At 63.8% G+C, this 13,305-nt stretch carries 11 protein-coding genes; 8 read left to right on the forward strand and 3 right to left on the reverse strand.

The annotated features are described in order from the left end of the window. Positions 1-25 precede the first annotated feature (25 nt). The gene (locus CCR96_RS21390) at positions 26-247 is read left to right on the forward strand and encodes a putative motility protein (RefSeq protein ID WP_201223448.1); all 222 of its coding nucleotides are present in this window, start codon (positions 26-28) and stop codon (positions 245-247) included. Positions 248-443: 196 nt separating this feature from the next. Here the strand turns inward: CCR96_RS21390 and CCR96_RS21395 are convergent, their stop codons facing one another. After that, entirely contained in the window at positions 444-1,592 is a 1,149-nt protein-coding gene (locus tag CCR96_RS21395) for an OmpA family protein (protein WP_201223456.1), read from the reverse strand. 268 nt (positions 1,593-1,860) lie between these two features. Between CCR96_RS21395 and CCR96_RS21400 the strand changes: the two genes are divergently transcribed. Then, a complete protein-coding gene (locus CCR96_RS21400) occupies positions 1,861-2,463 on the forward strand; it encodes a TMEM165/GDT1 family protein (protein WP_201223458.1) in 603 nt (200 codons plus the stop codon). Between the two features lie 55 nt (positions 2,464-2,518). Then, positions 2,519-3,775 carry a precorrin-6y C5,15-methyltransferase (decarboxylating) subunit CbiE gene (gene cbiE, locus CCR96_RS21405; protein WP_201223460.1) on the forward strand — a complete coding sequence of 419 codons (1,257 nt, stop codon included), beginning with the start codon at positions 2,519-2,521 and terminating at the stop codon, positions 3,773-3,775. 5 nt (positions 3,776-3,780) lie between these two features. Here the strand turns inward: cbiE and CCR96_RS21410 are convergent, their stop codons facing one another. Next, on the reverse strand, positions 3,781-5,373 hold the full coding sequence (locus tag CCR96_RS21410; RefSeq protein WP_201223462.1) for a cobyrinic acid a,c-diamide synthase CobB: 1,593 nt from the start codon (positions 5,371-5,373) through the stop codon (positions 3,781-3,783). 31 nt (positions 5,374-5,404) lie between these two features. Here CCR96_RS21410 and CCR96_RS21415 point away from each other — a divergent pair, with 31 nt between their 5' ends. Then, complete coding sequence (locus tag CCR96_RS21415; RefSeq protein ID WP_201223464.1) at positions 5,405-5,863, forward strand: cobalamin biosynthesis protein; 459 nt, start codon at positions 5,405-5,407, stop codon at positions 5,861-5,863. Positions 5,864-5,865: 2 nt separating this feature from the next. On the opposite strand, the gene CCR96_RS25750 is transcribed toward CCR96_RS21415, so the two are convergent. Then, entirely contained in the window at positions 5,866-6,039 is a 174-nt protein-coding gene (locus CCR96_RS25750) for a hypothetical protein (RefSeq protein WP_476702838.1), read from the reverse strand. 164 nt (positions 6,040-6,203) lie between these two features. On the opposite strand from CCR96_RS25750, the gene CCR96_RS21425 reads away from it, so the two are divergent. From CCR96_RS21425 to CCR96_RS21435, 4 genes are all read left to right on the forward strand, one after another. After that, positions 6,204-11,342, forward strand: a complete 5,139-nt coding sequence (locus CCR96_RS21425; RefSeq protein WP_201223466.1) for a transporter substrate-binding domain-containing protein — start codon at positions 6,204-6,206, stop codon at positions 11,340-11,342. Positions 11,343-11,525: 183 nt separating this feature from the next. After that, a complete protein-coding gene (locus tag CCR96_RS21430; RefSeq protein ID WP_338035927.1) occupies positions 11,526-12,344 on the forward strand; it encodes a response regulator in 819 nt (272 codons plus the stop codon). Between the two features lie 197 nt (positions 12,345-12,541). Next, positions 12,542-12,676: a PleD family two-component system response regulator gene (locus CCR96_RS25210; RefSeq protein WP_274601172.1), complete on the forward strand. Its 135-nt coding sequence runs from the start codon at positions 12,542-12,544 to the stop codon at positions 12,674-12,676. Positions 12,677-13,014: 338 nt separating this feature from the next. Continuing rightward, on the forward strand, positions 13,015-13,224 hold the full coding sequence (locus CCR96_RS21435; protein WP_201223468.1) for a type II toxin-antitoxin system Phd/YefM family antitoxin: 210 nt from the start codon (positions 13,015-13,017) through the stop codon (positions 13,222-13,224). Positions 13,225-13,305: the final 81 nt, after the last annotated feature.

Consider the following 13,305-nt stretch of genomic DNA (forward strand, 5'->3'; position numbering starts at 1 on the left):
AGTTCACGTTAGAGAGGGGTTCGCCATGGATGTTTCCGTCAACAATGCCGTCAGTGCATCGCTGTACATGAACCAAGCGCAGACCGCGCAGCAGGCTCAGATGCAGATCTTTAAGGACGCACTTGATAATCAAGCGCAGCAGGTCTCTGCTCTGATGGAGTCGGCAACGACAGGCTCTGGGGCCGATTCTGGTTCCAACCTCGCGTCTGAAGGCCATCTTGGCACCCAAATCAATACCTACGCCTGACCGCCATCCGGCCTGCATCCTCGATCCCATATCCCTTGAGTTCGCTTTCTAGAGCGTCGCACTTGGATCGAGGAGCCTCCGCGCGACCCATCAGACCGACCTGAGTAGGGGCCAGTATCGGTCGGCCGTTGTTCATTCCCTCGTCACCACTGTTGCCCCTGATCCCCGCTGTTGATGCGCCGCTTGTCTCGACCGATCAGTCAGTGGCCTCGTTTGGGGCGCTGGATTTGTGCTCCCGCGTTGTCATCACGTAAATCTCGACGCGGCGATTCCGGCGTTGCCCCTCCGGCGTTGCGTTGTCGGCGATGGGCTGGATGGAGCCAACGCCCACCGCCACCACGCGCTCCGCCGCTATGTCGCGATCGATCAGTGCCTGACGCACCGCCTCGGCGCGTTGCTGGGAGAGCGGCTGGTTGATCTCGGGGCTACCGAGACTATCGGTATGCCCTTCGATTCGGACCTTGAGCTCCGGGCGGTCCTCGAGCCATTGCGCGATGCGATCGAGGGTCGGCAGGTTTGTTGTCGGCAACACCGCGCTTGCACTGTCGAACGAGAGCTCGTCAGGTTCGAACTCAACAAGAATGCCGGTTTCGGTGAGCTGTCCACCGAGCTCGTTGGCGTCTTGTTGTGAAAGACCCAGGTTGCTCACCGGCTGGTCGGCCTCGGCCTCGGCTTTGGCATTGGCTTCAGCAAGGGCAGACTTGGTGGTTTCCAGCTCCTCGCGTAGCGCCGTCAGAACCTCGCGCTCGTCCTCAAGGGCCTCGGTGAGCTCGGCGATTTGAGCCTCGGTCTGGAGCACTAACGCATCGCGCTCTTCCCGAGCGAGACTGAGTTGTCGCTCCAGTTGCTTGCGCTCTTCTGACTCTGTCTCGGCATCTGCTTCTGCCACTGCGTCGGCTTCTGCCACGGCTGCGGCTTTAGCTTCAGCTTCAGCTTCAGCAAGGTCGGTCTTGGCCGAATCGAGCTCCTCGCGCAGCGCCGCTAGCGCCGCGCGCTCGGCTTCAAGGGCCTCGGTGAGCTCGGTGATTTGGGCCTCGGCGTCTGTCTGGAGCGATTTGGCAGCTTCCAGCTCATCGCGTTGCGCAGCCAGCGCCGCGCGCTCGTTCTCGAGCGTCTCAGTGAGTTCGTCGATTTGGCCTTGGGTCTCGAGGACCAATGCATCGCGCTCCTCGCGAGCGAGGTTGAGCTGCCGCTCTAAGCGGGCGCGCTCTTCGGCGGATAGCCCCTCAGCCTCCGATGAGGCGATGCTGTGGGCCTGGAAGGCCATGCTTGCGATCGCGATGGTCGCGGTTGCGATGATGGTGGAGATCAAATGACGGATGTTGTTGCGAGCAGTGATCATCATTTCCCCCTTCAGTCTGACGATGAAGCAGTTGTTGTGTATGTTGGGCGCGAATCCTCAAACGCCCAGGATCTAGACGTCGGTCGATTGGCTCCGGGGCGATTGTAGACGCTCCGTCGTCGTTTGACCCGATGTTGGCGCTCTGGTTGGCGAATGTCCGCTTGGGTGATGGAGTTGAGGTCTCCCGGCACCGGTTCGTTGTGCATGCGGTGTCATGTTAACTTGTACAGTTAAGCCTCATGCCTTTACTCAGTCGCTTTCGTCACTGCTGATGGATATCTCCGTCGCCCTCTCCACCTTCGCCTTGTTGTTTCTCGCCGAGATGGGCGACAAGTCACAGCTGTTGGTGATGACGCTGGCCCATCGCTACAGACCAGGCCCGGTGATTGCCGGCAGCTTTGCCGCTTTTGCCCTGTTGAATCTACTGGCTGTGGTTGTCGGCCAGGCCTTGTTCGATTGGTTTCCACAAGGCTGGCTCCTGCTCGTCGCCGCGGGTTTGTTTCTGTTCTTCGGCGTTCGCTCTTGGCAAGAGGCGAATCAGGTTGGAGACGACGCCGAGATTCTCGCACGCAGCAGTGGCGGTTTTCTTCAGAGCTTTTCGCTGATCTTTGTCGCCGAGCTTGGCGATAAGACGCAGCTGGCGATACTGGCCTTGGCTGCCAGCACCGGTGACCTCTGGGCCGTGCTGCTCGGCGGCACGCTGGCGCTCTGGAGCGTCTCGCTGATCGGCATCCTGTTTGGCTGCACTCTACTGCGACGGTTGCCAACGCAGTGGGTGCATCGAGCCGCGGCGATCCTTTTCATCGGCTTTGGCTTGCTAGCACTGGGGCAGCTGGTCTTCAACGGCATGGTGTTGCTTTCACCGTCGAGATGACCGCGTTGAGCACTCTGTTAACGACGAATGTTGCAGTGCGGCAGATCTTCCCGCGATGAAAGATCGGACATGGCTGACGGTGGTAGGTTTTGGCGAAGACGGGCTCAGCGGCCTCGGGCGCGAGGCGCGTGCTGCGCTTGAGGCAGCGCCGCTGGTCTTCGGTGGCGAGCGGCATCTGGCATTACTGCCGGCTCAAGCCGGGCAGCAACGCCGACCTTGGCCGCGACCGTTCGCGCTGGCTTACGATCAGGTGCTCGCGCACCGTGGCAAGCCGGTCTGCGTGCTGGCAAGCGGTGATCCGATGTTCTACGGCATCGGCTCGCAACTGGCTGAGCGCCTACCACCGGACGAACTGCGCGTGCTGCCGGCGCCGTCGTCGATGAGTCTGGCCGCGGCGCGGTTGGGCTGGCCGCTGCAGCAGGTGCGGGTGGTGCCGGCGCACGGCCGCCCGCTGGCGCGCGTCGCGCTCTATCTGGCCGAAGGTGCGCGGTTGCTGGTGCTGAGCGCCGATGGCGATACCCCGGTGACGCTGGCTCGACTCTTGGTTGCGCAGGGTTATGGCGCTAGCCAATTGAGCGTTTTTGGGCGCCTGGGTGGACCAGAGGAAACGCGTCACGACGGCACCGCGGCTTCTTGGCTCGTGAGTACGACCGATGGGGATGCTGTGGTGCCTGAGCCGGCGCTGAATCTGGTGGCGGTGCACTGCCACGCTGATCCTGGAACCCGTCCGCTGTCGCGTCGCAGTGCGCTGCCCGATTCAGCTTTCGAGCATGATGGTCAGCTGACCAAACGTGATCTGCGTGCACTGACCTTGGCGCGCTTGGCGCCGCAGCCCGGCGAGCGGCTCTGGGATGTCGGCGCCGGCTGCGGCTCGATCGGTATCGAGTGGCTGCGGGCCGAATCCAGCTGTCGGGCGATTGCGATCGAGTCACATCCTGAGCGATGCGGCTTCATCGAGCGTAACCGCGATCGACTTGGCGTGCCGGGACTTGAACTGGTGACGGGGCGCGCGCCGGAAGCGCTAGTAGGACTCGCGACCCCAGATGCCATCTTTATCGGCGGTGGCCTCACCATCGAGGGTGTCGTTGAGCAATGTTGGCAAGCACTCAGACCCGGCGGGCGGCTGGTGGCGAATGCGGTCACCCTTCAGACCGAGGCGGCACTGGTAGCCTGGCGCGAGCGCATTGGCGGCGAGCTGACGCGTGTGAGTGTTGCCCAGGCCGAGCCGCTCGGGCGGTTCGATGGCTGGCGCACGGCGCGGCCGATCACGCTGCTGAGTGTTGAGAAGCCACTGGCCGACACCAACCGCTAACGGCGTTAAGGCAGGAACAGGGCGGCAGCGGCAGCCGGGGCCGAGGGAAAGTAGAGGTGCAGATAGCTGGCCCGGATCGGACCCTGTTGATAGAAGGGCTCGCCCGGTTGGCCATCATGCTGACGGATGCCGTACTGCATGGCGGCGATCGGCGTGCTCATGGTTGAGTGATGAAAGCTATGGCCACGCAGCTCGCCGGCCGCATGCGCGAGCGCTTGCATGCCGAGCCCGGCCAGGCGTGGCTGCAAACGACCTGTGCCGGGCAGCAGGCCAACCATCTCTGCGCTTTGGCCCTGCTTGTCGCTCAGCTGTTCGAGCAGATAGAGCATGCCGCCACATTCGGCATAGAGCGGCCGTCCGGCGTCGACATGGGCGCGCAGCGCCGCTTTGATGGCGCTGTTGGCGGCAAGCTGCGCCAGGTGAAGCTCCGGATAGCCACCTGGTAGGTAGATGGCATCGGCCGGATCGAGTGCTTGGTCGCTGAGCGGTGAGAAAAACGCCAGCTCTGCACCCAGCTGTGCGAGCAGTCGCAGATTGGCCGCATAGAGAAACGAGAACGCAGCATCGCGGGCGATGGCAATGCGACGACCGGCGAGCGGCTTTGGGTATGGGGCCGTCTTCGACGCTGTACTCCAAGGTTCGAGTGCTGAGCCTGAGACTATGGCGGACAACGGCCTTGAGCCGCTCGGCGCCTTCGTGTTCGCCATGACCGTTGCGGCTGCTTGAGCAGGCACTGTCGCTCCCGTTCCGGGGACTGTCCCCGCTAGCCCATCTCTTGGCGCTTGGAAACGAACGGGCTTCGGCAGTGCCGCAAGCTCGGTCGTGCTGATGTGCTCGGCTAACCGATCGAGCCGTTGCTCTAGATCGGCGATCTCTTGTGCCTGCACCAGCCCCAGATGACGGCTCGGCAGGGCGGCCTCATCGAGCCGGGGCAAGGCGCCAAGATAGGGCACTCCGGCCGGTATCCCGGCGCGGATCATCTCGGCATGGCGCGCGCTAGCAACACGGTTGGCGGCGATGCCAGCGAAGCAGAGTCCTGGGCGATACTGCATCAGCCCGAGGGCGAGGGCGCCGAAGGTCTGACCCATGCCGCGGGCATCGATCAGCGCCGCGACCGGCAGGCCGAAGGTCTCGGCCAGATCCGCGCCGGACGGTGAGCCATCAAAGAGCCCCATCGCACCCTCGACCAGGATCAGGTCGGCCTCACCCGCGGCCTGGTAGAGGGCGCGCCGGCAGTCGTCCTCGCCGACCATCCACAGATCGAGCGGCTCGGCCTCAGTGCCTGCGCCGGCCGCGCGCCCGAGGATCATCGGGTCGAGGAAGTCGGGACCGGTCTTGAACACCCGCACGCGACGGCCGGCGTTGCGATGATGGCGGGCAAGGGCAGCGGTCAGCGTGGTCTTGCCCTGACCGGAGGAGGTGGCGCTCAGGAAGAGCGCGGGGCACTGATGATCCGGGCTGCGGTCATGGGCGCAATCAAGGGCGCGATCATGAGTGCCAGCATGGGACTGAGCCGAGCGACGAGCACTGGGCTGCGGCGCGGGACTACGAGTGGAGGCCTGGCTGGAGTTGCCAGTGTCTGGGCCGAGGTGAGGCATGATTGAGGTTCGGTGTTGAAGGTCGAGACGTATGGCGCGATCCCCGTTTCCATCCCAGGGCTCGCCTGGTGAACGACCACCGACGGTCGCCATTGGCATCGGCTGCATGCGTGGCGCTGCGCTGGCGACCTTGGAAGCCGCGGTTGACGCGGCACTGCGCGGCTTGGGGCCGGCGACGGTGATCGCGCTGGCAAGTCTCGAGCGCAAGCGTGATGAGCCGGCATTATGGCAGCTAGCGCGTTCCCATGGCTGGCCGTTATGGTTCTTTAGCGCCGACGAATTGGCGGTGGTACCGGTCGCTCGGCCATCGCCGAGTTTAGTGCGCTCGGTCGAGACTGCGTCCGTCGCCGAGGCGGCGGCCTTATTGGCGGTAAACCGCAATAGAACGCCAGGCGAGCCGCCGCAGTTGCTGGTCGAGAAGCAAGCGCATCAGGGCGCGGACGGCAAATGGGTCACGGTGGCCGTGGCGGGTATTCGTTCCCGGCTCTGATCTCAGGCTAGAATAAACCATCCAAGCAGCCACCCAAGCTCAACACCGTCATCCGGCTGATCGCCGGTCTTGGCGGCTTTCTCGGGCGCAGGTGCGACGGCTAGCCCGGCATGAAGACGCTCTGGCTCGGGCTGCAGCGGATGCGTGACTTCGCCGAGGGAATGCAATTCGCTCAAGACTTACAGCCCACCTAGCCGAGATGTGTGCAAAGAGATGCGCAAAGAGCTCGAGCGCATTAGAGAAGATGTCGAACGCATTATGCGTCATGACGGTTGAGCATGATCACCTCCGATGTCAAGGATTGCACCTGCCTCCGTTCGTGGATGCCGACCAGTCCGCAATGACCGGCCGCACAGAAGCGGTCGCACCAGCGGCCGCACGCGCACCCAAGTGCTTGGCGTTTGCACTGCTGCTCTTGAGCAGCCTTGTCATCGGCCTTGCCAGCGGCGTCACCTGGGCAGAGACGTCCGCCGCCTCCGCAGCCATCCCCTTGAGCGCCGAGCAGCGAGCCTGGCTCGATACGCATCCTGACATCGTCCTGGATGCCTCGGACCAGTTTGCCCCGGCCTTGATCCGTGAGCCAGATGGAACGCTGACCGGTATCTTCAAGGACATGCTCGATCTGCTGAACCAACGGCTCGGCACGGCCATCCGCTTGCAGGTCAGCTCGAACTGGGCCGACATCACCGAGCAGGCACTGGCCGGTCAGGTCGATGGCTTGATGGCGGTTGCGCGGTTGCCACTCTGGCTTGAGCGCTTCCTGCTGACGAACACCTTCATCAAGGGCCAAGTCTATCTCTTCGCCGGCGCCGAAGAGACACTGGCCGGTCATGGCGTCGATCGTTTGCGTGACCAACGTGTCGGCGTGCTGCGCGGGCATCGGCACATCAATGGGCTGCTGAGTGCCTCTGCAGACGCGCTCGAGGTCGTTTCCTACGATGACTATCAGGCCATGGCGGCGGCCTTGTTGTCCGGAGCAATCGATCGCGTGGTGGCGGATAGCACCTTTGAATGGTGGCGCCGCAAACAGTCGTTGGTGGGGATCGAGATCGCCGCCGTTTGGGAAGAAGCAGAGTACGAGGGTGTGCTGGCGATCCGCAAGGACTGGCCAGAGCTAGTCGAGATCCTCAATCTGGGACTGGCCAGCATCAGCAGCGCCGAGCGCGCCGCCATCTACAACCGCTGGCTGGGCTCGTCCATCGATGCCACCCCCGCATCCGCACTCGAGTTGCTCGCGCTCAGCGAGACCGAGCGCGCCTGGCTGCAGGCGCACCCCGAGATCCTGCTCGGCATCAGCGATCAGTTCCAACCCGATGTCATCGTCGGCCCGGATGGGCGCCGGTCCGGCTTGGTGGTCGATCTCATCGAACGAATCAACGAGCCGCTCGGCGGCCGCCTCAAGCTGCATGTCGAGCGCGACTGGAGCGAGGTCACGCGCAAGGCCAAGGCGCGCGCGATCGATGGGCTGGCCAGCTCAGCGCCCAATCCGGTCTGGGACCAGCATTTCCTCTACACTGACCCGCTCTATAAGGGCTTTTTTAGTCTCTATCGTCGCGTCGATGATCCGCCGCTCAGAGACCGCGAGGCACTGGTCGGTCTGCGCGTCGGCTATTTGGCCGGCATGCGGAAGATCGAGACGCTGCTCGCGGACCTGCCTGACCTCACCCTGGTGCCGCTGGCCGATCATCCGGCCATGGCCAAGGCGCTGATCAATGGCGAGGTCGATGTGCTGGTGGGCAATATCGATCTGGAATGGTGGCGGCGGCAGCACAGCTCGCTGGCCTTTCACCCAACCGGGATTCTGGTCGGCAGCGAACATCCGGTGGTCATGTCGATCCGCAACGACTGGCCCGAGCTGGTGGGTATCCTGAACAAGGCGCTGCGCGCCATCCCCGCGGCCGAGCGCGCGGGCATCGAGCAGCGCTGGCTGGGAGCCGCACCGCCGCAGACAACCGCGCCACGCCTGAAGCTGTCGGCGTCGGCGCGCGCTTGGCTCGATGAACATCCACGGATTCGCTTCGCGGTGAGTCGTGATTGGGCGCCGGTCGGCTTCTACGACGGCCAAGATCAACCCGCCGGCATTGCCCCGGACTATCTCGCGCGCATCGGCGAGATGCTCGGCGTGCAGTTCGAGCCGGTGGCGATCGACGACTGGCCGCAGGCCATGGCCGGCCTGCAACAAGGTGACATCGATCTGCTGCCCGCGGTGACATCCACACCTGAGCGCGAGCGCGACTTCCTCTTCACCGCGCCCTACCTCGAGTTCCCGATCGCCATCTTTGCCCAGGTGCAGACCCCGCTGATCGACCGGCTGAGCACCTTGCATGGCCAGCGCGTGATCGTCATCGAGGGCCATGCGATTCAACGCTGGCTGCAAGAGGATCATCCTGGCATGCGGCTGGTGCCGGTGAGCAATGCCCGAGCGGCGGTGCGCGCGCTGGCGCAAGGGCAGGGCGATGCCCTGATCGGCAATCTGTTCGCGATCAGTCAGGCGATCGCGCAGGAACAGCTGTTCCAGTTGCGCGTCGCCGGCGAGACGCCCTATAGCTACCGGCTGGCGATGGCCGTGCGCCCGGACTGGCAGCCGCTGCTGGCGATCTTGGAGCAGGCGCTGGCGGCGATCCCGGCGGCCGAGCGCGAGGCGATTCAAAGCCGCTGGCTGCGCGCGCTGCCGCCGGAGCGCATCGATGCTCGACTGTTGTCGCAAATCGGGCTGGGCGTCGCGCTGGTGCTGACCTTGATCTTGCTGTGGAACCTGAGCCTGAGACGCGAGATCAACCGCCGCCGGCGCGCCGAACGCCGCCTGACCACGAGTGAGCAACGCTATCGTGGCATGGTCGAGTCGGCGCGTTCGGTGCTGCAGTTTTATTCCCTCGATGCGCGGGGAATCATGCGCGATGTCAGTGCTGGCGCGCGCGAATTCTTCGACATCGACGACAGCGACATGATCGGCAAGCACTGGCGCGAGATCGCTGACTGGAGTCCCGACACCCTGCCGCGGATCGAGCAGGCACTGGTGGTGTGCTGGCGCGGCCAGACGCCCGCGCCAATGACCTTGTGCTATGCGCTTCACGGGGAATCCCGCTATCTGCTCAGCTTTGCGATTCCGGTCAAGGATGACGGCAACCGCGTGGTGCGCGTCGAGGGGCTGAGTGTCAACCTGACCGAGCGGCTGCGGCTGGAAGAGGCCGTGCGCGGGCTGGAGTCTGATCTACAGGCCCTCGTCGAGCATTCGCCGATTCCGTTGTTGCTGTCAAGCGGGACGCCAGCGCAGGCGTTTCTGGTCAATCGGCGCTTTATCGACCTGATTGGGTATACGGTGGAGCAGATCGGTGATCTCGATCACTGGTTCGAGCTGGCCTATCCCGATCCCGCGTATCGCCGCCAGATGAGCGCCGAGTGGCAACAGCACTTGGAGCGGGCGTTGGCGACCAACGGCGTGGTCGAGCCAATGGAAGCCAGGATTGCCTGCGCCGATGGGCAGACGCGAATCTTTCGCGTTTTTTCGGTCAGTTTGAATAAACGCAATCTGGTGATGTTCGTCGATATCACCGAGCAGCGCGCGACCGAGGCGCGGCTGCGCGCGGCGCAAGAGAAGGCGGAGGCGGCCAATCGCGCCAAGAGCGAGTTTCTCGCCAACATGAGCCACGAGATCCGCACGCCGATGAATGCCATTCTCGGCATGCAGTCGCTGTGTCTGGACGGGACCCTGGATGAGCGCAAACGCGACTATCTGCTCGCTGCCCACGGCGCCGCCAACACCTTGCTCGGTCTGCTCAACGATCTGCTCGATCTGTCCAAGATCGAAGCCGGTCAGTTGCGCCTGGATGCGCGCCCCTTCGCGCTATCGGAGATATTCGACCAACTGCGCACGCTGGTGGCGCGCCCAGCCGAGGAGAAGGGGCTGGCGCTGGTCATCGATTGCCCGCCCGAGGTGCCGGACATCCTCTACGGCGATGCGCTGCGACTGAGCCAGATCCTGCTCAATCTGGCGAACAACGCGGTGAAGTTCACCGACCAGGGCGCGATCCAGATCGAGGCGCGGCTGCTCGAGCGCCTCCCGGCCGAGGTCGACGCGGTCCGCGAACGGGTGCATCTGGAGTTTCGCGTGCGCGATACCGGCATTGGTCTGAGCGACGAACAGACCGCCCTGCTGTTCCAACCCTTCCACCAGGCCGATGGCTCCATCACCCGCCGTTATGGCGGCACCGGTCTGGGGCTGTCGATCTGCAAGCGCTTGGCGCTGATGATGGACGGCGCCATTGGCGTGAACAGCCAGCTCGGCGTGGGCAGCACCTTCTGGTTCACCCTGTGGCTCCAATGCCCGCTGCCGGGCGAACGACCCGCGCGCGGGAGCGCCCTGTGCTTGGCGCAAGCGCCGCTCGAGCTGGCCGGACGGCGCGTGCTGTTGGTCGAGGACAATGCGTTCAATCGCGAGGTCGCGCGCGTCCTCTTGGAGCGTGCCGGGCTCATCGTCAGCGAGGCCGAGCAGGGCGTTGCGGCGCTGGCGCAACTGCGCGACAAGGGCTGCGCGGCCTTCGATCTGGTGCTGATGGACATCCAGATGCCGGAGATGGACGGGCTGGAAGCGACTCGGCGCATCCGCGCACTGCCCGCTGGCCGCGCGCTGCCGATCATCGGCCTGACCGCGCATGTGCGCGATGAGGATGTGGCCCGCGCCCGCGCGGCTGGCATGGACGCCCATCTGGGTAAGCCCTTCGAGCCCGCGCGCCTCTATGCGCTGCTGGCTGACCAGCTTGGGCTGGCGCGAGGCGATGGCGTTGGGGATCAGCCCGAGCCTGAATCCGAGCCCGAGTGGCCGGTCGAGACGCTCGATCTGCCCGCCATCGACGGACTCGATCCCGCGGCGCTGCGGATCACCTTGGGGCCCGATGTCGACGACTGGCGCAAGTTCCTGCGGCTGTTTGCCGACAATCATGGCGCGCGGCTGGCGCACATCGATGCGGCCCTGGCGGCCGCTGACAGCGCCCGGGCCGAGCAGGAAGCGCATAGCCTGGTCGGTGCCGCCGGCATGCTGGGGCTGACAGCGATTGGCACCGCCGCGCGTGCGTTGGAAGACAGGCTGCGCGATCAACCACAGGCGCATGCCGAGATTGCCCAGGCACGCACGCAACTCGCCGAGCGGCTGCAGCCGGCACTGGCCGCCATCGCCGCCTGGCGTGACGCGAACAGGTCGAACAGGATTGATCCGGCCACCGAGGTGCCGACCACCGCTGTGCCGACCGCCGTGCCGGTGAATCACTCCCGCCTGAGCGAGGTACTCGCCGAACTGCAAGACTTGGCCGAGGCCCATGACCCGCTGGCGGAAGAGCAGTGGCAGCAGGAAAACGCCCTGCTGCACGCTGGCCTCGACCCCGACACGTATCGACGCCTGGAAGGTCAGATCACGGGCTATCGCTTTCCCCAAGCCAGTGCCACGCTGGCGCAGGTGCGCAAAGGGCTTGCGCGAGTCTCGTAAGACTCGTAAGACTGGCTAAACGCGCTCGAGCAAACGATGCGATGCGCCAAACCCGACCAGGTCAGTGGGCTAAGCGCCACTCCCAGAGTCATCTTCCTGGGGTATCCTCACCTGCAACGCCAGATCACTGGCTATGGTTTCCTCCAAGCCAGCGCCACGCTGGCACGGGTACACAAAGGGCTTGTGCTCATTGACTGGCGAGAATCCGAACGATCGACCAGTTCCGAACAGTCTGATGTCGTGGAGTCTGCAATGCCAACAATTCCGTCGATCCTGGTCGTCGACGACCAGGTTGATAATCTCAAAATGCTATTCAACACGCTGAAGCAAGAGTACCGCGTGCGCGTGGCGAATTCAGGCGCCGAGGCACTGAGCATCGTGCGTCAGTCGGCTGCGCCCGATCTCTTTCTGCTTGATGTCATGATGCCGGAAATGGATGGCTATGACCTGTGTCGGCGGCTGAAGAGCCTCCCGGGCATCCACGAAACGCCGGTGATCTTTCTCACCGCCCGGCGTCGCCCGGAGGACGAAATACGCGGATTTGAAGTCGGCGCGGTGGACTATGTCACCAAGCCGGTGAATCCCCGCTTGGTTCAGGCGCGGATCAAGGCCCAGCTCACCTTGGCCAGGCAGATCAAGCAGGCGCGGAAGGACGTGCGGGCCAGTAGCAACCTGGTGGCGCGTGTGATTCGCGAACGCAAAGACCAGGAAGCCAAACATGCCTTGCTGGCGCGAGAGATCGACGAGCGCAAACAGGCCGATGTCGCATTGCCCGCCCAGTACCTCGCGCACGAGCACCCTGCCGGGACAGCTGAGCGCGCAGGTCAGCAGCACCACGGTGCGGACATTGACCCCAATCAACGGCAGCAGCTTCAGACCGACGCTGAGCGGCGGCAGCCCGATGCCGATCTCGGCGCATTGCTTGATACCGAACAGTCGAAGCCTTCGCTTGGCAGGCGGCCAGCCTCTATGGTAAAACTTCGGTTGATCTATAATAAGTAATGGGTGCAACCTGCCGAGCGCGTCCACCGACGCTGGAGCGGCTCCCATCGACAGGGCCTAACGCCAGATCACTGGCTATCGTTTTCTCCAAGCCAGCGCCACGCTGGTGCAAGTACACGAAGGGCTTGCGCTCAGTGACTGGCGAGAACCCGATCGATCGGCCAGTTTAGAACTGGTCTGACGTCGTGGAGTCTGCAATGCCAACAATTCCATCGATCCTGGTGGTCGACGACCAGATCGATAATCTCAAGATGCTGTTCAACACGCTGAAGCAAGAGTACCCCGTGCGCGTGGCCAACTCAGGCGCTGAGGTGCTGGGCACCCTGCGCTAGTCGGCTGCGCTCGATCTCTTTCTGCTTGATGTCATGATGCCGGAAATGGATGGCTATGACCTGTGTCGGCGGTCGCTCCTAGGCAAGGTTCTGATGACGCCCAGTCAAATATAGCCGATTCCTCGCTGACCACAAGGCAGCCGGCAGCGCGACCTGGCATCCAACAGAGCGCCCGAGGGGTCTACAACCGCGCCCGCTTCGCGAAGTTCAGACGCGATGAGGACAGTGATATTGATCTCCGCGGTATTCTAGCCAATTTTAGCTAAATCGTTTTGGGTGCGGGTGCAGCGAAAACCATGCAAGTCAACATGCACGAGGCGAAGAGCCAATGATCCGGTTTGATCGTTGCGGCAGAGCGTGGCGAAGACGTGCTGATCGCTCGCAATAGCGTGCCCGTGGCGCGTCTCGTTCCCTATCAGCCGGTACAGATCAAGCCGCCTGGAGCCTGGCGCGGGCTTGTGCCCTACGCGACCGAGTGGCGCTCACCTGAAACCGACCAGCGTGTCGAGCAACTCTTTTTGGGGGAGCCCAGTGCGCCTCCTGCTTGATACCTGCATCGTCTAGGATTGGCTGATGGAGGAAATCACCAAGCCAATCTCCTTGAGCGGACTGCGCTCGGTCAGCCTCTC

The organism is Halochromatium roseum, assembly GCF_016653315.1.
Lineage (GTDB): Bacteria > Pseudomonadota > Gammaproteobacteria > Chromatiales > Chromatiaceae > Lamprobacter > Lamprobacter roseus.

Coding starts and splice junctions, on each gene's coding strand:
- CCR96_RS21390 (WP_201223448.1), top strand. CDS start 26: ATGGATGTTTCCGTCAACAATGCCGTCAGTGCATCGCTGTACATGAAC.
- CCR96_RS21395 (WP_201223456.1), bottom strand. CDS start 1,592: ATGATGATCACTGCTCGCAACAACATCCGTCATTTGATCTCCACCATC.
- CCR96_RS21400 (WP_201223458.1), top strand. CDS start 1,861: ATGGATATCTCCGTCGCCCTCTCCACCTTCGCCTTGTTGTTTCTCGCC.
- cbiE (WP_201223460.1), top strand. CDS start 2,519: ATGAAAGATCGGACATGGCTGACGGTGGTAGGTTTTGGCGAAGACGGG.
- CCR96_RS21410 (WP_201223462.1), bottom strand. CDS start 5,373: ATGCCTCACCTCGGCCCAGACACTGGCAACTCCAGCCAGGCCTCCACT.
- CCR96_RS21415 (WP_201223464.1), top strand. CDS start 5,405: ATGGCGCGATCCCCGTTTCCATCCCAGGGCTCGCCTGGTGAACGACCA.
- CCR96_RS21425 (WP_201223466.1), top strand. CDS start 6,204: ATGACCGGCCGCACAGAAGCGGTCGCACCAGCGGCCGCACGCGCACCC.
- CCR96_RS25210 (WP_274601172.1), top strand. CDS start 12,542: ATGCCAACAATTCCATCGATCCTGGTGGTCGACGACCAGATCGATAAT.